Below are 20,689 nucleotides of genomic sequence, written 5' to 3' on the forward strand. Positions count from 1 at the left end.
ATAATTACCCGACTAACGTCGGATTGGATCCTTAGCTCAGACGGTTAGAGCATCCCGACTAAAAGTCGGGAGGGTCGTTGGTTCGATCCTGACCAATCAGATTGATTAAATTGAAGTTCTTTATTAATATAATTACCCGACTAACGTCGGATTGGATCCTTAGCTCAGACGGTTAGAGCACCTGACTCATAATCAGGGGGTCGTTGGTTCGATCCCAACAGGATCCACATAACACATATAGGATGGAATACTATGTTTACATCCTGTACTCTGCACAATTAGATCTTTTTTATATTGGTTCTTCGGAAAATCCTGAAAAAAGGCTTTCAAAACACCTGGCCAGTCACAAAGGCTTTACTGGTAAAGTAAAAGATTGGAAATTATGTTTCACCGAAACATTCACAACTAAATCAGCAGCTTTACATAGAAAGACAATAAAGAACTGGAAGAACAGGGAACGTATTCAGCAATTGATCGCTGGAAAATTAAAAAAGCCTTAGCTCCACGGTTAGAGTAACCCTTACACATGTGGCCAGTACAATATTGGTCGATCAAAACAGGGCCTCTATAGTGTAAATTTCTATGTTTGACGTATCGTTGCCCGATAGCAACCCATGGAGTGATCCGCAAAAGTCAACCATTACCTCATTTTGCCCATGGCAGTGCTATGGGCTTTTTTGTAACCTTAACCTTTCATTAACCCTGTGAAAGATACTTTTGACAATCATTTGAGAACAGTATGAAAAAATTGATTACGCTTTCCCTCGCATTGGCATCTGTACTTCCCTTATTTGCACAGGATTCTACCATAACAGCAAAACCAAAGAAAAAGGATTGGAGCAAGATCAATCTCTCCAACCGGCCTAACGATCACTTCATGCTGCAAATAGGGTATAACGGATGGGCGTCTATACCAGATACTATTGCTACCAAGGGTATCCCCCGCAGTTTTAATATGTATTTCATGTTCGACTTCCCCTTCAAGACCGATCCCCGCTTTAGCGTAGGTGTTGGTGTTGGTTTGGGAACGGATAATTTCTACCTCGATAAAATGACCGTAGACATTTCCGGTAGAGAAACCGGCCAGCTGACCTTCAGGAGCGATTCAACCTATTTCAAAAAATATAAGATCGCTACCACCTTCGCAGAATTACCCATCGAGCTCCGGTTTGCAGCTAACCCCGAGAACACCAATAAAAGCTGGAAGGCGGCTATTGGCGCAAAAGTGGGCACCATGCTGAGCGCTATGGCAAAAGGCAAGAACCTGATCAGCAGCAATGGCGGCACCCTGTCATATACCGAAAAAATTAAATCAAAACGCTTTTTTAACACTACCCGCCTGGCCGTTACCGGCCGCATCAGTAAAGGGGTGTTTGGCATTTATGGGATGTACCAGATCAACCAGTTTATTAAAGACGGCGCTTCCCCAAATGCAGGTTTAGTAGATGTAAGACCATTCCAGATCGGTATATCGATCAGCGGCTTGTAATACATCGTCCAGATAAGCACATTCTTATATAAATAAGTAAAAGTCCGGAAGGAGATTTCGCATAAGCGAGGACTTCTTCCGGACTTTTTGCTTGGCCAAAAAATTGAATACATTCATAGCACGGAGACAATTCAGCAGTTCGACCGGACCCCATGATGTGGGAAGCCACCGGCTTTTCCGGTTTTTCAGCTTACTTTTGCATCGAAAAATTGACGGAATTTGTTAGACAAGAAGAATATTATTCAAAAAGAAGAGAAGGCAGTACTGGTAGGACTGGTACACAAACTTCAGACCGAAGAACAGGTGACCGAATACCTGGACGAGTTGGCGTTCCTCGCAGAAACTGCCGGCGCCAAGGCCGTGAAACGATTTGTACAAAAGCTGCCACATCCTGATAGCCGCACTTTTGTGGGCAAGGGAAAACTGGAAGAAATAAAAAATTACATTGACGGTCGCGACATCAACATCGTTATTTTCGACGATGAGCTCAGCGGTTCACAGATCACCAACATTGAAAAGGTGCTGGATGTAAAGACCATTGACCGGAGTGACCTCATCCTCGACATTTTTGCCCGCCGCGCGAAAACCGCACAGGCCAAAACACAGGTTGAACTGGCGCAATACCAATACCTGATGCCCCGCCTTCGAGGGATGTGGAAACACCTGGAACGTTTGGGAGGTGGTATCGGAACCAGGGGACCCGGTGAAACGGAAATTGAAACCGACCGACGTATCGTTCGCGAAAAGGTAGCGCTACTAAGAAAGCGGTTAAGCGAAATAGATAAGCAGGCAGCCACCCAGCGTAAAGACCGCGGTGAATTCATTCGCGTAGCGCTGGTAGGGTACACGAATGTGGGCAAAAGCACCATTATGAACCTGCTGGCTAAAAGTGAAGTGTTTGCTGAGAACAAACTTTTTGCGACGCTCGATACCACTACCCGTAAAGTAGTTTTTGAAACCACACCGTTCTTATTGAGCGACACGGTTGGATTTATCCGCAAATTGCCACACCACCTGGTAGAAAGCTTCAAAAGCACACTTGACGAGGTTCGTGAAGCTGACATCCTGTTGCATGTAGTTGATACGTCACACCCGCAATATGAAGACCAGATCGGCGTGGTGAACAAAACCCTGCAGGAACTGGACGTGGTGGATAAGCCAACGATCACTATTTTCAATAAAATGGATCAGTACGAAAAGAACACCTTCGACCCCTGGTTAGAAGAAGAGGTCAGGACCGAGATCCTGCAAGACCTTAAAGAGCGCTGGGAAAACCAGTTACAGGGCAATTGTGTGTTTATTTCGGCTACTGAAAGAACGAACATCGACGAGCTTCGAAGGACTATATTAAATAGAGTAAAGGAATTATACGCTATACGCTATCCCTACAAAACAGGTTTTTATTAATACGGCTCCCTTTTGACCGATCTGCGAACACAGCTCCATGACTGAAAAAAAATTCCAGTACCACCAAATTGCTGATCATCCATCTGAACTGGCTTTTAACCAGCAGGGCATTGCCGTGGTGGAGGTGAAGGGTAAGAAGATCTGCATTACCCGGTTTGGCAACGAGTGGTTTGCCTTTGCTTATAAATGTCCGCATGCGAGTGGGATCATGTCTGAAGGGTATGTCGATGCGGTGGGTAATGTTGTTTGCCCGGTGCACCGGTACAAATTCAGTTTAAAAAACGGCCGCAACACCAATGGGGGGGGATATTATTTGAAAACTTACCCGGTTGAGGTACGTGAAGAAGCGCTTTTTGTGGCTATCCCTGATGGGGGGTTATTTGGAGGGTTATAAAGGCGCTTGTCGGTGACAAGCGAGAATTGAGCGGAATCTGTAATGGATTATGGTGAAAATTCCGGGTCTGGTGCCTGCCGTTGACTGAAATACTAGTTACCCGCGGAATCGACACAGGAGAACGTAAAAAAATATAAGAATCATTGTTATTTTTTCTTTTTTCCTTGGATTTTAAAATGGGAAATTCCTTATTTTTGCTGCCCATTTCGGAGAGGTGGTAAATAATCACCTGATTTTAAGAAGATTCGGAGTGGGAAAACAGATTCCTCCTTAGCTCAGTTGGTTAGAGCATCTGACTGTTAATCAGAGGGTCGCTGGTTCAAGTCCAGCAGGGGGAGCGGAAAATCAATCACTTAAAAGGTCGCCTCGGCGGCCTTTTTGCATTTTTGCCAGTAATTTGCCAGCAAGTAGGCGAAGTGTTTAAAAGAGCTTAATTACTCAATAAAGATAAGAATTCCGGATTTGAAATGAATCCTCATAACCCACGAGAAACGGGGTGTTGTCTATTTTTTTGAAGTCTTTAGCGAACTAAGAAAAAAACCTCCAAAACTGCTCAGAAGACCAATTAATCCAGCAGTTATAGTATCAGAAAGCTTGGATCGAAAAAGACACAAATAAATGATAAATCCAACAAACGTTATAACGAATAATAACGCAACCAAAATACTATTTAAGTGCTTTTCCAAGACGGAAATAAAAGGCTTGTATTTTTTTCTGTAATATCGTTGATACTTCATTAGTGTTCCCTTTATGACTGCAAAGCTCAGGCACAGCCAATGAATGTACGCTTTTTAGTATGTACAATTATCCATACATTTTTTAAGCGCTTAGACTATTTCAAATAATAATTAATTTTTTGTCGGGTTTCCTCGTCAATTCTAGGCAAAATTTGATCTTTAAGTTTTTGAATATTTCCCTTGGTTTTACCCGATGAATAAGTTTGTCTAACCCTGTCTGAGTAAGAGAAATTGTATCTATTACAAACTTTTGTACAGAAGCTAGTTATATTCTCGGTTGGTTCTTTACAAATTATTCCGGCTTCATTAATAATTAAACAAAACAATGCAATAACCGGTGCTTGGATTTTGCTTTTTGCGCTTGAAGATTTAGCAGACAACGCTTTGCTCTTACATTCTTCTAAAAAAGTATCAAATAATCTTTTCCTTTTATTCAGATGGAAATCAACTTCCACATCCATTACCCAGCTCTCAATAATATTAAAGACCCAGGCAGCCAATTCAGGATGGTACTTTAAATCTGTTTCTTCAAATATCAGTTGAGGAAAGCTTTGCAAATCGGTTGAACATACATTTCTATCTACCAATTTTTCTCTCAGCCTACATAACAAATCAGCTACCGCTTGACAAGAAAAAGGGAAAAACACTTTGTCATCTCTGAATTTAATCGAATTATCAGCACTAAAGGTGATAGAAAATGCGTCTGTTGTCTTAGGCAATTGTCCGACTTTAAACAACTTTAGCTGATCGTTTAAAAATGCAACATGAAACGCTAATGATGCACCTCTTGCAATTTCATTTAACAGCATAAACGAGACCTGATCTCGGTAAACTAAGGGCGAGCTTAATTGAAGGGTGTTCCTATAACTCAACCGCTCAAAATCTTCGACTGTGGCATTATAGCCATTATTAACCCATTCGAAACCTATCCTTTTGTAATGGCCGATTTCAATCTCTGCATCATTTGAGTACCTAAAACGGCTTCCATATCTTTTCAAAGTGTTTTCTTGAATATCAATTTGATTTTGAATAAATCTTTCTTTATTTGGAGCGAATTCCAATCCTTTGTAGTAGTTGTCTAAAAGTTCTTTATCATTCCCGTATCTTTCGATTAACTCCTTTAAATCCTTACATTTCAAAACTTCTTTCAATCTCAAATTCGCCTCCTTTGCATTCTTCTTTAAAATCAGCCATTTTTTAAATGAATAAAACACTTCAAGTGTTTGTGCATTCCTTTCATTGTAATTAGCGATTGCCTTATACTCCTTTTCTTTGTCAACAATAAATTCAAGCAGAAACTTCATAAAGAAGGCTTCATCTTTTATGTTCAATTTGTTTTTTTCCCTTTCATATATATGGTGAAAATCTTTCTCTGCTGAAGCGGTCTTAATTTTTGGAATGCTGACTTTCTTTTTAAAAACCTTGATTCCGTCTTTATTATAACAGTCACCATTTTCAAGTTCACAAAGCACTTCAAGGAGGTATTGAGAGCGAATCTTTTTACCAGTAATTGGGTCTTCATATTCAACACCATTGAAGAATGTTGCCCCATACTGTTTTCCATATTTGGGATTATAAACGTTACAATCAACACTTTGACCTTGCTCGTCAATAAGGAAATAGCCAGAAATTTCTCCATCAGGAACCGAAAAAAATGAGGCCGCTTCAAAGTGCGGCTTTATGCTTTCAACAATTTCATTAGTCATGATTCAAATTTTAACCGGCATTATGCAGAAAAAATTATTGTAAAAATACTAAATTCATTAGTTTTAGAATGGTTAACTTTCCTTAGGGCATATATGCCGAAAAGCCGTATAATTTGTATATAAACGGATCATAGTTTATTATTGGCTACCATTCAAACATCATTATGGTTTTCTCTTCCAAATTAAGAACTGACTGGCGTATCATTCAATACGAAGAATCAAATTATGAATTCTGGGATAGATGTTCGTGGCCTTTGATCGGAATGCTACGGGAACATATCAATCAATGGGCAAGCGTAATGCCTGTAGACAACGAATTCCTGGGAAGAATTCGCACAAAAAAAGACACGCGCCAATTTTCCGCAGGAATGTTTGAACTTGTATTTTTTACATCTTGTAAACGTGCAGGTCTACCGATTGAAAGAATAGCAGCTGGCACCCGAAGAACCACAGATTATACATTAAACGTTGATCCTTCCCGGCCTATATTTCTTGAATGCACGCTTGTAGCCAACGCCTTGGAAAATCATGATGAACAAAGACGTAGGAGCTATATTATCCAGATTATTGAGGACATGGCAGATTTTCCCTATCACGTAATGGTACGATTTGAACAGACAGGCATATCAACGATCTCCAAAAAAATTATTCGTAATGTGCTTCAAGATTTTGTTGGTAATGAGTCTAGCATAGTAATTAAGGAACTTGAATTTGTTTATAAGGATTGGGCATTCACCTTCCATTTTCATCCTAAAAAGCAATTATCCGATAGGACATTAGGAGCTATTAGTGGCTTTACTAATGAGGTTGTCGATAATAAAAAAACAATTCTTGCAGCACTTAATAATAAAAAACCAAGTTCTTATCAAATTAACCAATCTCCTTACGTGATTTGCCTGGCTGTGGATGATTTAAGCTCGGAACTGGAAGAGTTTGCAATTGCCCTGCTAGGAGATACCCATAGCAAAAAGATCAATCTGAATTATCCTTCTAATGCATTTTTCAATAACGGGCCGGAACCGGTCAATACTTCAGTGTCCGCAGTCATCTTTTGCAAAAACATACAACCCACTTCATTTACTAGTACACAAATATCAGTATGGCATAATCCATTCGCAAAAAATCCTATCGCCCTCGACTTGTTTCCATTTGAACAACATTACTATAAACAAGAAAGACATTATCTGCACCCCTATACAATTGCAGGCACCTTTGATGTTTTTGAAACGTTGGGAGTTGACCGAGAACTTTATGTAGAATATTTGCAACTAAAATATCGCACCACTCCAAACGAATATTGATTGGGACATTTCATCGGGAAAGGGACGATGTGTTATATAGCATTCATTCAAAATTAAACTTATTGAAATACTTTTTCAAAGTGGCTTTTCTGGCAAAAAATCTCTGGGAGAGCAATTGAAAACAGCAGCGAATTTGTTTAAATGCTGAATATTGTACCGTTTAGAATAATTAGGACTTTCAACCTGGCCCACAAATCCATTCGATTTAAAACCAGCCCTAATGGATAATTCTTCTTGGGAAAGCTCGGCAGCCTCCCTTTTTTCTTTTACTTTTTCGATAACGTAAGTGTCTATGGCAGATCTCATTAATCACCTATTGGTGATTACAAATGTGAATTATTGTAAAAAAATACACAATCACCTATAGGTGAGTAAATGAATATCCCTTAACTTTATGTCATATTAGGAAAGTGGTGACTATAAAGGCTTTTTAGGTAAAAAGTCCTGAGGGCTGCATTCTAAGATTTTGGCAAGGTGATTTAAATGCTTGAGATTATAATGAGAGGGATACTTTGAACTTTCAACTTTACCTATAAAGCCAACCGACATTCCTAATTCATATGCAAGATCAGCTTGAGATATGTTTTTCTCAAGTCGTCTCTCTTTTACCTTATTGATAACGTATTGATCAATTTTGCTTTTCATAATCACCTATAGGAAAGTAAAGGTGCAAATTTGTTTTCCTGCATCCAATCACCTATAGGCGAGTATTTGATTTTAGGAACCAATTAAACTTGTTTAATATGAAAACCTATAACCACCATCCTCAATGGCGCAACCAGCCGCTCCGACTCACAGAAGAACAAGGGCAAGATCCTAGGCCGGTTCTGGACGACTTTTTTCAATGTTACCATTTAAATGATGTCAGGCAAATTTTATGGGAATGGCTAACAGAGGTTCTTTGCAGCCAGCGCATAAATGAGCCTCTTGAACGAAACAATCATATTTACTTCTATGAAAAAGTAGAATTCGTTATTGAAGCCGCCTACGTAATTTGTAAAGGGCCAGATCATCAAATCAAGAAGAATTTCAGGTCAGAAAATGTAATACAAGTCGCTGAAACAAGGGAAAATGAGAGCGATCTAATTAAGCCTAAGCAACTTATTGAATATGTAGATAGTGACCCTTTTTACGTAATAAAAGAAGTTTTCAAAAACGAATCGCTGCCTTTTCTCCGGAATCAATTGCGTGACTGGCTGCGTGTAGCTTTATCGGCTGATTGCTCCATTTATGAAGAAGGAGAACAACGTAAACAATTGCTTTCCTTCCAGGATCAATTGATGATATTAGTTGAAGCTCTATTTGTTATTTATAATAAGAATAGAGAAAACGCAAATGTTGAAACGCAAATTTCCGAAACTGATAAACCCCGGCTTCTTAACCAGGATCAGATTGAGAACCCGATGCAGGTGATAACCGAATTCTTTGAAAAGTTTCCTATCGTTTATGTTAGCCGGGAATTAAACGATTGGTTGGAAGCTGGAATCTGTTATGCAGGCACTTATCCCGATAATATGAGCGAACTACAGGCATTATATACATACCGTAATGTTTTATGCCTTATAAAATCAGCCCACCGACTTATATACCCAATAAAGGCTTGATATGATACAAGGTGATATACTAACTATCGGTAGCCGGCTACGGGAATTCAGATTAAGAACGAATATTAAAATGCCTGCGGTTGCTGCCGCAACTGGCATTGCAAAAGAAACATTATATAAATGGGAAAAAGGCACGCGGCCCAGTAATCTTCAAGAATATTTCAAGCTAAAGTCGTACATCGACAAGACGGAAAACAAGCTGGAAATTGAAAGGCTTGACCTGGAAGACAAGAAACATGCAACCCTCGGCCTTCCCTTAAATGGCGGAAAACCTGCGATTCCTCAAATGGATGGTAAAGTTGCAGCCGGTACAATTATTATCACCGATAATGAACCCCAATTAATTGTTGATAGAATCACTGCTCCGTTCCTTGGTGCGGCAGAAGGAGTGGTTGAAGTTGTCGGCCAAAGCATGGAACCTACATTTGTTAACGGCTGCCGGATAGTTATTTCCCGGCTCAAAGATTATAGAATGCTCCATTGGGGCTTGTATTATTATATTATTGATACTAACTGGCATGGAATTGTCCGGCGTGTTTACCAGGCAGATGGCCAGAACAGTTTAAGCTTAGGAACAGATAATCCTGACCAGTTAAAATATCCGCCAATTGAAATAAGCCTAGATCAGATTGAATCTATTTTTAAAGTAAGCGCGGCAATAATTAAATATTAAACATAACCTATCCATTTATGAAACTTAGTCAAAAAGCACTCAAAGCAATAAACAATTCTACCATTCGCCGCCGGTTAATGGATGTGTTGGATTGTACAGAATTCACTATTTCCAGATACATCCAAAAAAACAGCGATAACCTCACTAAAGCTGCTGCTATGAAAGTTATTCGCGAAGCAACCGGATTACCCGACCATGAAATTTTGGAAAATAATTAATCTATGTACTAAGGACCACGACAGAACCTACTGGTGGAATTATTTTCGAAAATTAAAGCCGTGGATTGAAGTAGTAATAAACTTAGACATATGGGAAAACAGCAATATAAATCTCAACCTGAATTTCCTGAAGAAAAGGCCGTGGAAATAATTCGAGTAGCTAATGATGCCATGGAACCAGAGTTAAAATGTGGAGATGTCCTTTTTATTCAGAGGCAACCTCTATCGGCAATAGTTTGGGGTAGGCCTTATGTAATCCTTTTAAAAAGTAAAGAAATTCTCATTCGCCGTATATTTTACAATTCTCATGACCACATTATATTAGAAGCTGATAAAAAGGAGGATAAGTATCCCCGTGAATTTATCGCAGTTGGCCAAGTGGAATGTATTTTAAAAATCAAATTTGTCGAAAGGCGAATTACTGAAGTAATTGAAGTCATATTTAGATGAACGGGCTTGATACAAATAACGGCGATTTTAACGATGCTACTAAATCAGAACCTTTAACCAGAAGCCCCGATGTGTCTACACCGGGGCTTTTATTACATATTACTTTAGCTTTTGCTGCAATTTTTGGTTCTCAATATTGTTTTCTTCCAACTGTTGAATTATTCTGTATCGTTCCCTGACAGAATCTTCCATATGAATTACACTTCTTTCTATGTCCGGCTGATACAGATAAAGACTATCAGTGTATTTAAGTAATTGTCGGAGGTAATTGTTATTCTGCACCCTAAGAAACCTGTATTTGATATCGTTTTCTTTGAACACGTTCAATTTATCCCAAGTGTTGTACCACCCTATACCGGCCAGACACAAACAAAGAATTGTGCCGAAAAGTATGTATATGTAATTAGAAAGGTAATGGTGATGCGTTACTTTATTTTCTACCGGCTGTTTTAAAAGAGTTACCCCTTCGCGTAGATTCGAAGAAAGTTCCCGCATCTCGGTAGTAGGAAAGGATATCTGTTTTAAAATGATTTTTGCGTCCAATACTTCCTTTTTTATCTCCAATATTTCTGCTGAATTATTGGGGATGCTATTTAATTTTTGTTCAATGCTAACAATCTTTTCCTCCTGATTTTGAACCTTATTTGTCATTACCTCCATAAAAGGAGTTACCACATTATCTCCCTGATCGCTCATAATTTGATTTTAATGATTAATAAACCTGTTACCTTTTGTGCTTTTGACTTTGCTTTTTCTTCCTGTTTACATACCCTTTATATGTAAACTCATAGGCTAATCCTTCATTGTGCTCTTCCGGTTTCAACAAGTCATCAACTACATTTTCTAACACCTTGGTTGTACCGCTTGAACCCTCCGGAGAGAGATTCTGATAGTTTTGACCAGGTACCCTTTTCTTTTTTTTTATGATTTTCTGGAAAACTTGTTTGGGATCTGTGGTCATTTTATTCTCTTCGACCTGACTATTTTTATTATTCAATTCTTCTATTTGTTGCTGGGCCATAGCTTTCTGAAGCCCGGCATAAGAAAATTTCCGGTCAACCTGGCTGCCTTTGTAACAATATTTTCCAATCTTAAAACTAATTCCTTGCTTTTCATTTGTTTGACCTTTATACTTGTACTGAACCTCGATTCCCTGTTTAGATAACAGCATTTCTAAATCCTGCAGATTGCGGCAATGTGATAAGTTTTCAGCAATAGCTATATAGATTTTATACCTGTTGGCCTCCGTTTCGTTAAGGTTTTCCAGGTGGGTTAAATCCAGGTTCTTTTTCAAAGCTGGAATTAATTTGTACTCTTCTGTGAGTTTCTGAGAAACCTTCTTTCCGCGTAGTCCCAGATAACTATCGCTGATTGATTTGCCATCGTTGTTGACCATGTTGGCAATAACATGCAGGTGAAGATGAGCCTTATCGATGTGTTTAATAATTGAATACTGAGTATTTTTAATGCCCAGTCTGTCCAGGTATTTCTCTGCAATTTCCACCATCATTTCATCAGATGGTTTTTCACCTGGATAAAAACTAAGGATGCCGTGAAAACATGCTTTTTCTTTTGTAGGGCGCATTTGTTGCTGGATTAAAAAGTCATCAGCCATTAATTTGTAATCATGTCCTCTTACCCCTTCTGTAAATAAAACCTCCGCTTCAATCCGGTCACAAGCATATCGGCAGGTATGATAAAATGAACCGGATGGCACATGTTTACTTATCATACTTTCAACTTTTTTAAAATTACATCTAACTGAATTCTGTACCTTTCAAAAAGCGCAATGCCGCTCAATGTTCCTTCTCTATGGAAACACTTTGCTACCTGGTTTATATTTGCAGACATGCCAGCGAGCTGTCGGACAAATTGCCGTTCCTCCTCAGTAAGACGGTTTTTTAAATCCGCATTTATAGCCACATTACGGAGATAATTTGATATACTTGTTCCTGCAAGTGCTGCTTTTTCTTTTACTATAAAGTATTCGGATTTTGTAAACCGTACAGCTGCTCTGACATCTTTCTTAATAACTTTTGGGCGTCTACCTGCTTTCTTTTTTTTCGTTCTCACTGTATTCATACATCTTCATTTATTGGTTTTCTGTATTCCTTTTGCCGACCAACGGGAGCAAAAGGCGAGCGTGTATTTGGCCTCTGCCAATATTTGTTCGACAAATACACCGCTCGCCTTTAAATTCGAGCAGTCAACATCGTTATTTGGGAGCTTTAATTTTTTAATTTTCTTCCATCTATGCCATCGATTTAATTACCTCAAATTCTCCTACCTCGACGAATATTCTGATTTAAGCTGCGCAGTTCATCTATCAGCCAATCATTTAAATCTTTATGGTTCTCATATATCTGGCTGCGGTCAATGTATTTTTTTATGTGCCAGGTTAATGCCTTGGCAGTATAATTTAAACCAGCAGAATCCCGGTCTAATAGCAGGTAAACTTCCCGGTGCGCTTCCATCAGATTTCTGGATTTTTCAAAAAAAGAAAGTGAATTAAGGATGAGAAAATTCGCTTGTGGCTGGATTTCCTTTTGACTTAATGTTTGAAATGCTAGGTAATTAAAGAACCCTTCAAATACGACGACTTGCTGTTTTCCGTTGTCAATAAAAGTTATGTCTTTGGGTGAACTGCTACATTTATACTTCTCATTTCTAAGTTCAAATCCACCTGATTTATTTTGAAAACCGATAACAGTATGCTTCTTTTCATATAGTAAAAAGTCAACTTCCATGCAATATTCCCTTGCAACATCTAATGAAATACATCTTTTTTCCAAATAGTTAAGAAGCGCTTTTGAATTCAACGAGCAGGTGTCAAGCAACACAATTTTGCTTGTGTTAGGGTCTTTTTCTTCACCAGCACCGGAGGGTGCTGAAGGAAAAGAACTGCTGGAATCAGCAGGCGAATGAAACGAAATAACCGGGCGACCAATAAAAGTCGATAGGCGTTGTAAGAGTTCTCTAATAGAACAATTGTGATAAATTACTCCAAAATCAATCAGGTCGCCACCCTTACCCAAACCATGATCGTACCATACATTTTTTTGCTGGTTTATCTTGAAAGAAGGCGTCTTTTCCTCCCGCAATGGTGACAAATACCAATAATCTTGATTGTGTACTTTTTGGGGATGGTAATTTAATGAAGCCAGGTATGCCACCATATCGATCTGCTTCGCATCTTCACACGAAAACTGCCTCATACATCACGTTTTTCAATTTCTTTAGATGAATTATATTTTTCACGTTTGGGTTTCGAACCCTGTTCGGTTATGCTATTTTCAGTCTGACGTATTGACTCCCGACTAAAAACCTTTGGGTTCGTCAATCCATAACTACGAAGACTGTCTTTTAAATCAAGCCATAATCGGATATTGTAATCTGCCAATTCCTGTAATTCGTCGGGTGTTAATTTGTGAGGGTTTGAAACAGATGTAGAAATCTTGCCGTCCGCCTGTTCCTCAAACAAAGAGAAAATGTTTGGAACAAAGCCTTCTCCAATTTCCAGGGATTTGTTAATAAAGAAGCTGCTGCCATGCAATTTGATTTGTTTTCCAGTGCTAAGCTGGAAAGTTTGCCTTTTAAATTCAGCCATAAGATTGATTTTTTTAATACGTTAATGGTGATTAATGCCCAATAGATTAGTGGGTGAAAAGAAAAATTACTTTTCGACTATCCTGTCTGTTTCTGGATCAATAAAAGGCTGTCGGCGTTTTTGTTTTAGGTAGTCCATCACCTCTGAGCGCAGGAAATGAACCCGTCCACCTTGTTTATGGAAGGGCAGGCCCTGTTTCATCCATTCATGCAGGGTGACTAGAGAAACGCGGAAGATATACGCAACTTCTTTCCGGGTAAGAAGCGGTTCTTCTTCAGTTTTATGTGATTGGTTGGCAGTTTTTATGGGCGAATTTTCCAGGCATTCCTTCACCGCCTCCTTGATCCACCGCCGAAAATCATTTTCATTAGGAATAAATAAAGTGTCCATAAAAATTTGTTTTATGGACGTAATTTGGGTTAAGAAATGAGGAAAGTCAATGATGGATGGATCATGGATTTAATAAGTGTAGGACCCTGTGAGTTAGAAAGAGTTATGAATAGTTAAAGAGAGATATTTATGGATTTTGATCAAAGAAAAAGTCCTGTAGTGCTTTATCCAAACGCTTAAACTTTTCAGAATCGACATTAATATCCTTTGTTACCGCAGCGATGTCTTTTTGTATTGTATTTTGCTGTTTTTCTTTCCAGTCTGCAAAATGAAGCCTTAAAATTGCAGCCATGTCTATAGCAGAAAACGTGCTAAATAAACGCTGGTTGGCTTTTCCATTACGGCTATTTTTTTGCAAATTCTGCAAAATGTAGAGGAGTTGAATTAGCGAATGAAGGTGTTTTTGTTCAGCAACTCGAATATTGCCGGTTGCATACCCTTCACTCAGCTTCTCTACAAGTAGATTCAATTTTTCGGAAAGGTCATTAACAAGTTCATCAGCTTTGCCAGGATTCACGACCTCAGGATCATTTGCAATAGCCCGCATACCCTGCTCAATTTCGTGCTGTAATTGGGAATGTTGCATAGCCGTAAGCTCTTGTTCTTTCTCTTGCAACCAGTACAGTACAAATTGTAACTTTTGCTTCCAGATACCTGTAAGTTTTATATTAAGTCGGTCATGCACCTCATACCTTAGAAATTTGAGAAAAGCCTGCTTATCTTGATAGTGGTTATAGTGAAAGTTTATATAATCGGAAATATCAGAACCAGAATATTCATAAAGTTTATTAAATATATCATTCTTGTACCTTACACTAAAAGGTTCCTTCTGAAAATATAGGAAGTAATCCGGCTTGTAGGGCCCTATTTTGTATTGGAAGAATATAGGAAATGTTCCAGGCGCTTTATTGTTTCCCGAAAGTCCAACCCAATCCGAAATCATGTTTCGGAGAATCATATTCGAAAATAACCTTTGCTTCAATAACATAACGCACGATTTTCTTTAGGTTAAAAAATGTTGATTAAAAGAGCTAATCTAAAGATAAAGAATAGAAGGAAGATTTGCGTTATATCAGAATAATTAATATGGTGGTTTATCTAGTTTGATTCAATTTAACTTCATTTGATATGGAAATTTTTAAGACGGCATTACGGAGTTTGTCGAACCGACAAAGTTTTACTTTTTTCGATTCCACCCGTAACCAGCGCGGGATGGAATTAATATGTGAATAAAGCGATGTAATTACTTGCCAATCCAAATAACTTTTGATCTTCTTTAAAGAAACGTAATTGGTAAATAATAAAACAAACGTTTCTTTTTATCGAAAGAAATGGCAATCATCTGTTCTTCCAAATTATTCGACGAAAAATCCAAAAATCCAACAATTAAAAATACTAACTCGCCATATTGCCATTCCATAGTCTGCTCTCCAATTGACATTAAATCTTGTTCACTTGGTAATGGATATTTCTGCGGGTGCGTATGCCATTCACCTACAAAAATGTTTAATCCAATTGACTTATTGTACTCATTGTCAATGTATGTATGCATAAAATCTTTGTCCATTACAAATTCTACCTCTGTATGCATTGCCCTAGGCCCTGGACCGGATGCGGCTTCAATAATAAGATGTTTGTCTTGATAGTGTCCACATAAAACACCACCCGTCTCTACCGTCTTAAATAGCGATATTTCATTAATTAAGTTTTGCTTTGCAGACGGTTGAATATAAATTCCTTGAATCATTTCTTCAATTTACAAATAGCACATTTTACGGAAGCCTGGTATTTTTGAATTTCCCACTCAAATGGTTTGTGCTTTTTATTATCTGTTTTAGAGTTGGCCCCAGCAGGACCATGCCAATAATATTGAAATCCCTGCATTTTCGGATAAAAAATATCTTCGTCTTGTAATAAAATTTGAACTACCACTCTCGCTGTTTGCAGAGCAACTTCTCGAGTATCAAGTCCGCTGGCTGGCAAAGCGGGCTTAGAGCAAGCCCCATAATCCGCCGGGGCCTCTTTCAACGTTTCCGTTTCAAGTAAAGATACCGGTAGCTGATTAAGATTTTGAGATTTAAGGCATTCAAGACAAGATGACTTTCCAGGATAAAATACTAAAACAATTCCAGTAAGGCCACCTTTAGAAACAGCCGATTGCACAAGAATTTTTCCTCTTTCATTGCATACCTTTTGATGAAGGTATTCTTCTACTAAGCGGTTAGCTGTCAGATCGAGCACAACATCTGATTCGTCAATTAAACCAGATAACAGATCAGCAGGAACTCGTAAGATGTTAACTGGAACTCTTTGAACATTTGCTTGAGGGTTTCGCCCTTGGATTATTTTCTTAGCAATATCAACTTTTAGTTCGCCCACCTGCATCAAATCTCCAGCATGCCGAACTGAATTGCCAACGTCAAACCTTTCATCATCAATCACTACATAATAACCAATATTTGAGGCTGCCAATTCCTTGATTACCTCAGAACCAATAGCTCCAGACCCAATAACCAATATTCGTTTTTGAGCAAGTGATTCCAGATTAAAAAGAGCATCTATCCTGACAAACAGTTCCTGCGTAAGATTCTTGGGTAATAAGTAAGAACTCTGAAATTTAGTGATTAGTCCTTCCTTCCAATAGAAAATTTGGAAACAATGCAGTTCTGGTGTCTGTCCAATGCGAAAACCAATAAGTATCCTTTTTGGAAAAACTTGTGGCTCAGGAAGAATATCGTTGATATTGACGTTAAGGCGCAATGCTAAAAAGTTCTTTAATCCTTCAGGTTGGGCCAGGGATGGCAATAAGTCTTTGGGCAACATGTCAACAACTCGATACCACCTTCCATGAATGAGTTCTTTTGTTGTTAATGAAAGCTCTGTATCGTCAGGGAAAGTATTGATTACCTTTGTACCTCCAAGTCCATTTAATTGCAGTTGAATAAGCGAATAATAATTTTCTTTTATAAGTTTACACGTTAACTGTCCACCATTTGCGTCCTCAAATTCGGCAGGGAAATAATATAAAAGTTGCCCTGCATGTTGAATCACGGGGTTATTTTCATCCACAATTAAATTTGTTGTGAATCCTTTTTCAGAAGTTGCCGTCTCCAGCCATCTAACGGCTTGTTCCATCACCATGCCGATGGAATTATAAAAAGGAATCCATTCTTCTTCATCTCGAAAAAGACACATTCTACCATCGCTATATTGGTTACCCCGGTTGAAATTTTTCGGCACTAAAGCTTGTTGCATATTATTACCAACAATCTGTACACCTTGTTGTAACGGATAAACTTCAGGTGGGCTATATGGAAAGGAATGAGGAAAACCGACTTGTACGAGTTGTATTGCATTTACACCATAACTCAGCTCACCCAAAATAATAATCTGCTTACCATTTTGCTCGAGAGGTTTCTGATTTATAAATTTAAAATACGAAAGGCCATGCTGCAAAGTTTCCAATTCTGCTCGGCACAATGCGGGCATGGCCTCGTACCAATGTTGACTGTCCCGCATCACGCAAATTTTTTTGGTTCATTTGGTTTAGGAGCGGCTTTTAGAAGGAAACGGACTGTCTCTTCATTACGTAGTCCAGCTTCTTCGATTGTCAACTTGTAATCATTTAAAATTGTACCATCACCCCGAGTTAACTGTCGTTTGTCAAGATCTGATAAACCAAATGCTTCAGCAACTTTATTAATAATCACCTGAAGCTTTTGTTTAATTATGAACTCGTCTGAGAAGGTTTTGCCACCTTCAATCATTACATGAATGGTGATTTTTTGATCACCGTGTTGTGGCTGATTTGGCTTAAAAGTAGTGGCCATAGTGTGAAAATCATTCAGTTTTACTTCCCCTGAACATTTCTAGGAAGGTGAATGCATATCAAAACTATGTTAATTTTTTGAATATGTCAGATAATGGGCGAATAATATTATGTAGAATATGGCAAACACTTTTAGAAATGTTTGTAATATTATACATTTTTATGTATATTTGCATTTAATACTAACCTTTACCTATGCTTCATAATGATCAGATAAGGCTGATTTACAACGCCCTGGGTTTAAGAATCAAGGAAGAAAGAGAAAAAGCGAATTATAAGCAAACTACCTTTGCAAGTCTTTTACAAATAAGTCGAGCCTCATTGGTAAATATTGAAAAAGGACGACAACGCGCTCCAATTCATGTTGTGTATGAAATTTCCCGCCTTTTAAAACTACCCATTACTGATTTGCTGCCAGACCTCAATAAAATTATGGACACAGAAGTAAATAAAAGCATTCAACAGAAAATAGAAAAGAAAAGTGCTGGCAACCAAGATTTGCAACAAAAACTTATGGAGTTCGTTAAATCTCATACTAATCCAGTCAAAACAAGCATATGAAACGGATTGAAAATCTGGTTAATGATCTCCTAGATAGTTTAAATATTACTTCTGCGCCTGTACCTGTTCAAAAAATTGCGAAGGAATTAGGATTAACAATCATGGCATACGATCTTGGACCAGGTGTGTCTGGTGTTTTACTTTTAGACAACGAAAAAGCGATAATAGGAATCAATCCAAGTGAATCGAGGGAACGCACAAGGTTTACCATAGCACATGAAACTGGCCATTATTACCTACATAAAACCTCAAATGATTTATTTGTAGATAGAGATGTATTATTTAGAGGTAAAGAATTGAATGGCACAAAAGTGCTTTTTAGAGACGGAAATTCATCTTCTGGTGATTTGAAAATTGAAAGGGAAGCTAATGCTTTTGCAGCAGCGCTCTTAATGCCTGTAAAACTTTTGACAAAAGAGATTAATTCTCTAGATCTCAACCTGTACAACCATGACGAAGAAATTATTCAGGAACTTGCGAAAAAATTTAAGGTAAGTACTATAGCGATGACTTACCGCTTAACTAATTTGGGTTTACTCGAATAATTTGCATGAACAATTACCAGTTATCATAATACTTTGAATCTGGATTCATTACTCGATCAATACCTAAATTTTTAACCCCAAGCTGTAACGCTAAATAAATTCTAAGAAAACTTGGAATTTGAAAAAGACCTTTTTTACCATTAACAGTTTTATTCTTAAACTCGTTTATAATATTGGTAGCAGTCACATTAAATGGGAAAAAACTTGTCGGATAATGCAAGGACTGAAGGATTTTTTGTCTCTTCCTTAACGTATTAAGGATCGTAGATACAAGCCACTTATCTAATTCTTTCATTTGGCTTTCATCATTTACCAAAGGATAGAAACTCATTATACCTTTGAAATTAAGTTTTACATAAGTACCATTAAGATATTTTTTTAACGTTTGTTCTGAAAGATTACCATATAAAAACCTTCTTATCTCAGATATTGTGGTCAATAAGTCAGCATCTTTGGCCGGTGTAGGAAAACGAGCTGCCTTTATTGGATTGCTTTTAATTGGATGCAGCAAGTTTTTGTATAATAAGTAGGAAATTTGCTTTTTAATGTTCAAAACGGAACTCTTTCTAATTCCAATATTCTCTACTGAAATTCGATACCCTAAAAACTCCACATAGCTCTTCGGAAAAGCAAACTCCGAACGCATCCCCTTCTTTTGAAGAAGACTTATTCCGTCAGACTTCTCATAGTTTATTTGGATACCGGCAGACTTCGAAAATTCGTTAATTATTTCGAATGCCTTACATATTTTTGAATAGTCCTTTGTCCAAATTATTGTATCATCCGCATACCTAGCAAATCTAAGACCTTCGTCTTCCAATTTCCTATCGAGTTGCCAACAAGCTACGTTAGCAAGGAAAAGAGAGATTGAGGTTCCCAATGGAATGCCAACATCACTTTTCTTGAGAAAAGAATTTATAATATATTCTTCGGTTGCACTTATCAAAAAACAATTTTCCTTTAACTGACGACTAATATAACTGTGATCTATTGATCCAAAAAAATTACTAAAATCAAACTCAGCTATAAATATTCGAGATGTCTTACTCAATTCATTTGAGATATCCTGAATAGCAAAATGAACATTTCGATCATTCCTATAAGCATAAGCAAACGAACTAAACCGATGTTTATTCTTTTTCAATAAGTCATGATAAAACTTATCTGAAACAGCAGAATCAGGAAGCTGGTACACTGAAATAGTTCTATTCCCTCCACTTTTTTTCGGAATACTTTTTTCATACGGTGCTTCAGGAAAGTAAGTTTTTGATTTTATTTTATCTGAAATTGATGATGCAATTTTTTCAGCATGTTTTAATACATAAAAGGGGTTATGCTTTTTATTATGCTTCCATTCATTGGGAACTTTAATCTCCTTAGGTGGCACGTTAGTGAGCCTTGAAGACTTTCTGTTATGATCTATATTCAAATAGTTATGATACAAATGATATTTTTCTGCACTTTTTTCTGCTTCCTCAATTATCGCATCAAGAATGGCTTTTTTCATACATAAAAAAGTTGAATACAAAAAATCCCTACTTGCGTAGGGATTTCCCACGGAATTACTATGTAAAAGTAAATTTCAAATTGAGCACAATTTGTAGCAAATTATGCTACCAATCTCAGGCTTTTTTATTACCCAAGGTCAGCAAGTCCGTTCGTCCCCAAAGGACATAAGTCAAATATAAAAAAACCATTAAAAAAATTAAAATGTAACTCATTTAATTTAATAATAAAGATTCAAGACAAACATTATCTCAATTGAAAATCGATTTTTT

25 protein-coding genes and 2 tRNA genes are annotated in these 20,689 nt (G+C 37.8%); 13 read left to right on the forward strand and 14 right to left on the reverse strand.

Features of this window, described 5'->3' with window-relative positions; genetic code table 11:
• The first annotated feature begins 153 nt into the window (after window positions 1-153).
• From JUB15_RS04065 to JUB15_RS04090, 6 genes are all read left to right on the forward strand, one after another.
• A tRNA-Ile gene (locus JUB15_RS04065) sits at window positions 154-227 on the forward strand.
• Window positions 228-242: 15 nt separating this feature from the next.
• Complete coding sequence (locus JUB15_RS04070; RefSeq protein ID WP_207511057.1) at window positions 243-500, forward strand: GIY-YIG nuclease family protein; 258 nt, start codon at window positions 243-245, stop codon at window positions 498-500.
• Window positions 501-739: 239 nt separating this feature from the next.
• Complete coding sequence (locus JUB15_RS04075; RefSeq protein WP_207511058.1) at window positions 740-1,489, forward strand: outer membrane beta-barrel protein; 750 nt, start codon at window positions 740-742, stop codon at window positions 1,487-1,489.
• 219 nt (window positions 1,490-1,708) lie between these two features.
• Window positions 1,709-2,896, forward strand: coding sequence for a GTPase HflX (hflX, locus tag JUB15_RS04080; RefSeq protein ID WP_207511059.1), 1,188 nt, complete (start codon window positions 1,709-1,711; stop codon window positions 2,894-2,896).
• Window positions 2,897-2,933: 37 nt separating this feature from the next.
• Window positions 2,934-3,290, forward strand: a complete 357-nt coding sequence (locus JUB15_RS04085) for a Rieske (2Fe-2S) protein (RefSeq protein ID WP_207511060.1) — start codon at window positions 2,934-2,936, stop codon at window positions 3,288-3,290.
• Window positions 3,291-3,554: 264 nt separating this feature from the next.
• Window positions 3,555-3,628, forward strand: a tRNA-Asn gene (locus JUB15_RS04090).
• A gap of 494 nt (window positions 3,629-4,122) precedes the next feature.
• On the opposite strand, the gene JUB15_RS04095 is transcribed toward JUB15_RS04090, so the two are convergent.
• The gene (locus JUB15_RS04095) at window positions 4,123-5,733 is read right to left on the reverse strand and encodes a hypothetical protein (protein ID WP_207511061.1); all 1,611 of its coding nucleotides are present in this window, start codon (window positions 5,731-5,733) and stop codon (window positions 4,123-4,125) included.
• A 164-nt stretch (window positions 5,734-5,897) separates the two neighbouring features.
• On the opposite strand from JUB15_RS04095, the gene JUB15_RS04100 reads away from it, so the two are divergent.
• The gene (locus tag JUB15_RS04100; RefSeq protein ID WP_207511062.1) at window positions 5,898-7,034 is read left to right on the forward strand and encodes a hypothetical protein; all 1,137 of its coding nucleotides are present in this window, start codon (window positions 5,898-5,900) and stop codon (window positions 7,032-7,034) included.
• A 75-nt stretch (window positions 7,035-7,109) separates the two neighbouring features.
• On the opposite strand, the gene JUB15_RS04105 is transcribed toward JUB15_RS04100, so the two are convergent.
• Together JUB15_RS04105 and JUB15_RS04110 are read right to left on the reverse strand one after the other, a co-directional pair.
• On the reverse strand, window positions 7,110-7,340 hold the full coding sequence (locus JUB15_RS04105; RefSeq protein ID WP_207511063.1) for a helix-turn-helix domain-containing protein: 231 nt from the start codon (window positions 7,338-7,340) through the stop codon (window positions 7,110-7,112).
• 111 nt (window positions 7,341-7,451) lie between these two features.
• Window positions 7,452-7,679 carry a helix-turn-helix domain-containing protein gene (locus JUB15_RS04110; protein WP_207511064.1) on the reverse strand — a complete coding sequence of 76 codons (228 nt, stop codon included), beginning with the start codon at window positions 7,677-7,679 and terminating at the stop codon, window positions 7,452-7,454.
• Window positions 7,680-7,777: 98 nt separating this feature from the next.
• On the opposite strand from JUB15_RS04110, the gene JUB15_RS04115 reads away from it, so the two are divergent.
• The 4 genes from JUB15_RS04115 to JUB15_RS04130 all read left to right on the forward strand — a co-directional run bounded on the left by JUB15_RS04115 (window position 7,778) and on the right by JUB15_RS04130 (window position 9,979).
• A complete protein-coding gene (locus JUB15_RS04115; protein WP_207511065.1) occupies window positions 7,778-8,638 on the forward strand; it encodes a hypothetical protein in 861 nt (286 codons plus the stop codon).
• A 1-nt stretch (window position 8,639) separates the two neighbouring features.
• Window positions 8,640-9,311, forward strand: coding sequence for a LexA family transcriptional regulator (locus JUB15_RS04120; RefSeq protein WP_207511066.1), 672 nt, complete (start codon window positions 8,640-8,642; stop codon window positions 9,309-9,311).
• 17 nt (window positions 9,312-9,328) lie between these two features.
• The gene (locus JUB15_RS04125) at window positions 9,329-9,529 is read left to right on the forward strand and encodes a hypothetical protein (protein ID WP_207511067.1); all 201 of its coding nucleotides are present in this window, start codon (window positions 9,329-9,331) and stop codon (window positions 9,527-9,529) included.
• Between the two features lie 90 nt (window positions 9,530-9,619).
• The gene (locus JUB15_RS04130; RefSeq protein WP_207511068.1) at window positions 9,620-9,979 is read left to right on the forward strand and encodes a S24 family peptidase; all 360 of its coding nucleotides are present in this window, start codon (window positions 9,620-9,622) and stop codon (window positions 9,977-9,979) included.
• A 99-nt stretch (window positions 9,980-10,078) separates the two neighbouring features.
• Here the strand turns inward: JUB15_RS04130 and JUB15_RS04135 are convergent, their stop codons facing one another.
• The 10 genes from JUB15_RS04135 to JUB15_RS04180 form a co-directional block, all read right to left on the reverse strand.
• On the reverse strand, window positions 10,079-10,675 hold the full coding sequence (locus tag JUB15_RS04135; RefSeq protein WP_207511069.1) for a hypothetical protein: 597 nt from the start codon (window positions 10,673-10,675) through the stop codon (window positions 10,079-10,081).
• Between the two features lie 28 nt (window positions 10,676-10,703).
• Window positions 10,704-11,711 carry a relaxase/mobilization nuclease domain-containing protein gene (locus tag JUB15_RS04140; RefSeq protein ID WP_207511070.1) on the reverse strand — a complete coding sequence of 336 codons (1,008 nt, stop codon included), beginning with the start codon at window positions 11,709-11,711 and terminating at the stop codon, window positions 10,704-10,706.
• Window positions 11,708-12,061: a plasmid mobilization protein gene (locus tag JUB15_RS04145; protein WP_207511071.1), complete on the reverse strand. Its 354-nt coding sequence runs from the start codon at window positions 12,059-12,061 to the stop codon at window positions 11,708-11,710. The genes JUB15_RS04140 and JUB15_RS04145 overlap by 4 nt, the downstream gene beginning before the upstream one ends.
• A 191-nt stretch (window positions 12,062-12,252) precedes the next feature.
• Entirely contained in the window at window positions 12,253-13,194 is a 942-nt protein-coding gene (locus JUB15_RS04150) for a DUF8464 domain-containing protein (RefSeq protein WP_207511072.1), read from the reverse strand.
• Complete coding sequence (locus JUB15_RS04155) at window positions 13,191-13,586, reverse strand: hypothetical protein (protein WP_207511073.1); 396 nt, start codon at window positions 13,584-13,586, stop codon at window positions 13,191-13,193. Before JUB15_RS04155 ends, JUB15_RS04150 begins: the two co-directional genes overlap by 4 nt.
• 66 nt (window positions 13,587-13,652) lie before the next feature.
• Window positions 13,653-13,976 carry a helix-turn-helix domain-containing protein gene (locus JUB15_RS04160; RefSeq protein WP_207511074.1) on the reverse strand — a complete coding sequence of 108 codons (324 nt, stop codon included), beginning with the start codon at window positions 13,974-13,976 and terminating at the stop codon, window positions 13,653-13,655.
• Between the two features lie 127 nt (window positions 13,977-14,103).
• Window positions 14,104-14,964 (reverse strand): hypothetical protein, encoded by an 861-nt coding sequence (locus tag JUB15_RS04165; RefSeq protein WP_207511075.1) that lies wholly within the window; start codon window positions 14,962-14,964, stop codon window positions 14,104-14,106.
• A gap of 288 nt (window positions 14,965-15,252) precedes the next feature.
• Window positions 15,253-15,723, reverse strand: coding sequence for a Mov34/MPN/PAD-1 family protein (locus JUB15_RS04170; protein ID WP_207511076.1), 471 nt, complete (start codon window positions 15,721-15,723; stop codon window positions 15,253-15,255).
• Window positions 15,720-17,495, reverse strand: coding sequence for a HesA/MoeB/ThiF family protein (locus tag JUB15_RS04175; RefSeq protein WP_207511077.1), 1,776 nt, complete (start codon window positions 17,493-17,495; stop codon window positions 15,720-15,722). The genes JUB15_RS04170 and JUB15_RS04175 overlap by 4 nt, the downstream gene beginning before the upstream one ends.
• Entirely contained in the window at window positions 17,495-17,806 is a 312-nt protein-coding gene (locus JUB15_RS04180) for a hypothetical protein (protein WP_207511078.1), read from the reverse strand. The genes JUB15_RS04175 and JUB15_RS04180 overlap by 1 nt, the downstream gene beginning before the upstream one ends.
• 194 nt (window positions 17,807-18,000) lie before the next feature.
• On the opposite strand from JUB15_RS04180, the gene JUB15_RS04185 reads away from it, so the two are divergent.
• Together JUB15_RS04185 and JUB15_RS04190 are read left to right on the forward strand one after the other, a co-directional pair.
• Window positions 18,001-18,366, forward strand: a complete 366-nt coding sequence (locus JUB15_RS04185) for a helix-turn-helix transcriptional regulator (RefSeq protein WP_207511079.1) — start codon at window positions 18,001-18,003, stop codon at window positions 18,364-18,366.
• Window positions 18,363-18,911, forward strand: coding sequence for an ImmA/IrrE family metallo-endopeptidase (locus tag JUB15_RS04190; RefSeq protein WP_207511080.1), 549 nt, complete (start codon window positions 18,363-18,365; stop codon window positions 18,909-18,911). The genes JUB15_RS04185 and JUB15_RS04190 overlap by 4 nt, the downstream gene beginning before the upstream one ends.
• Window positions 18,912-18,924: 13 nt before the next feature.
• On the opposite strand, the gene JUB15_RS04195 is transcribed toward JUB15_RS04190, so the two are convergent.
• The gene (locus JUB15_RS04195; protein ID WP_207511081.1) at window positions 18,925-20,418 is read right to left on the reverse strand and encodes a reverse transcriptase domain-containing protein; all 1,494 of its coding nucleotides are present in this window, start codon (window positions 20,416-20,418) and stop codon (window positions 18,925-18,927) included.
• Window positions 20,419-20,689: the final 271 nt, after the last annotated feature.

Origin of the sequence: Longitalea luteola (assembly GCF_017356035.1) — a bacterium.
Lineage (GTDB): Bacteria > Bacteroidota > Bacteroidia > Chitinophagales > Chitinophagaceae > Niastella > Niastella luteola.

Coding starts and splice junctions, on each gene's coding strand:
- JUB15_RS04070 (WP_207511057.1), top strand. CDS start 243: ATGGAATACTATGTTTACATCCTGTACTCTGCACAATTAGATCTTTTT.
- JUB15_RS04075 (WP_207511058.1), top strand. CDS start 740: ATGAAAAAATTGATTACGCTTTCCCTCGCATTGGCATCTGTACTTCCC.
- JUB15_RS04085 (WP_207511060.1), top strand. CDS start 2,934: ATGACTGAAAAAAAATTCCAGTACCACCAAATTGCTGATCATCCATCT.
- JUB15_RS04095 (WP_207511061.1), bottom strand. CDS start 5,733: ATGACTAATGAAATTGTTGAAAGCATAAAGCCGCACTTTGAAGCGGCC.
- JUB15_RS04100 (WP_207511062.1), top strand. CDS start 5,898: ATGGTTTTCTCTTCCAAATTAAGAACTGACTGGCGTATCATTCAATAC.
- JUB15_RS04105 (WP_207511063.1), bottom strand. CDS start 7,340: ATGAGATCTGCCATAGACACTTACGTTATCGAAAAAGTAAAAGAAAAA.
- JUB15_RS04110 (WP_207511064.1), bottom strand. CDS start 7,679: ATGAAAAGCAAAATTGATCAATACGTTATCAATAAGGTAAAAGAGAGA.
- JUB15_RS04115 (WP_207511065.1), top strand. CDS start 7,778: ATGAAAACCTATAACCACCATCCTCAATGGCGCAACCAGCCGCTCCGA.
- JUB15_RS04120 (WP_207511066.1), top strand. CDS start 8,640: ATGATACAAGGTGATATACTAACTATCGGTAGCCGGCTACGGGAATTC.
- JUB15_RS04125 (WP_207511067.1), top strand. CDS start 9,329: ATGAAACTTAGTCAAAAAGCACTCAAAGCAATAAACAATTCTACCATT.
- JUB15_RS04130 (WP_207511068.1), top strand. CDS start 9,620: ATGGGAAAACAGCAATATAAATCTCAACCTGAATTTCCTGAAGAAAAG.
- JUB15_RS04135 (WP_207511069.1), bottom strand. CDS start 10,675: ATGAGCGATCAGGGAGATAATGTGGTAACTCCTTTTATGGAGGTAATG.
- JUB15_RS04140 (WP_207511070.1), bottom strand. CDS start 11,711: ATGATAAGTAAACATGTGCCATCCGGTTCATTTTATCATACCTGCCGA.
- JUB15_RS04145 (WP_207511071.1), bottom strand. CDS start 12,061: ATGAATACAGTGAGAACGAAAAAAAAGAAAGCAGGTAGACGCCCAAAA.
- JUB15_RS04150 (WP_207511072.1), bottom strand. CDS start 13,194: ATGAGGCAGTTTTCGTGTGAAGATGCGAAGCAGATCGATATGGTGGCA.
- JUB15_RS04155 (WP_207511073.1), bottom strand. CDS start 13,586: ATGGCTGAATTTAAAAGGCAAACTTTCCAGCTTAGCACTGGAAAACAA.
- JUB15_RS04160 (WP_207511074.1), bottom strand. CDS start 13,976: ATGGACACTTTATTTATTCCTAATGAAAATGATTTTCGGCGGTGGATC.
- JUB15_RS04165 (WP_207511075.1), bottom strand. CDS start 14,964: ATGTTATTGAAGCAAAGGTTATTTTCGAATATGATTCTCCGAAACATG.
- JUB15_RS04170 (WP_207511076.1), bottom strand. CDS start 15,723: ATGATTCAAGGAATTTATATTCAACCGTCTGCAAAGCAAAACTTAATT.
- JUB15_RS04175 (WP_207511077.1), bottom strand. CDS start 17,495: ATGCGGGACAGTCAACATTGGTACGAGGCCATGCCCGCATTGTGCCGA.
- JUB15_RS04180 (WP_207511078.1), bottom strand. CDS start 17,806: ATGGCCACTACTTTTAAGCCAAATCAGCCACAACACGGTGATCAAAAA.
- JUB15_RS04185 (WP_207511079.1), top strand. CDS start 18,001: ATGCTTCATAATGATCAGATAAGGCTGATTTACAACGCCCTGGGTTTA.
- JUB15_RS04190 (WP_207511080.1), top strand. CDS start 18,363: ATGAAACGGATTGAAAATCTGGTTAATGATCTCCTAGATAGTTTAAAT.
- JUB15_RS04195 (WP_207511081.1), bottom strand. CDS start 20,418: ATGAAAAAAGCCATTCTTGATGCGATAATTGAGGAAGCAGAAAAAAGT.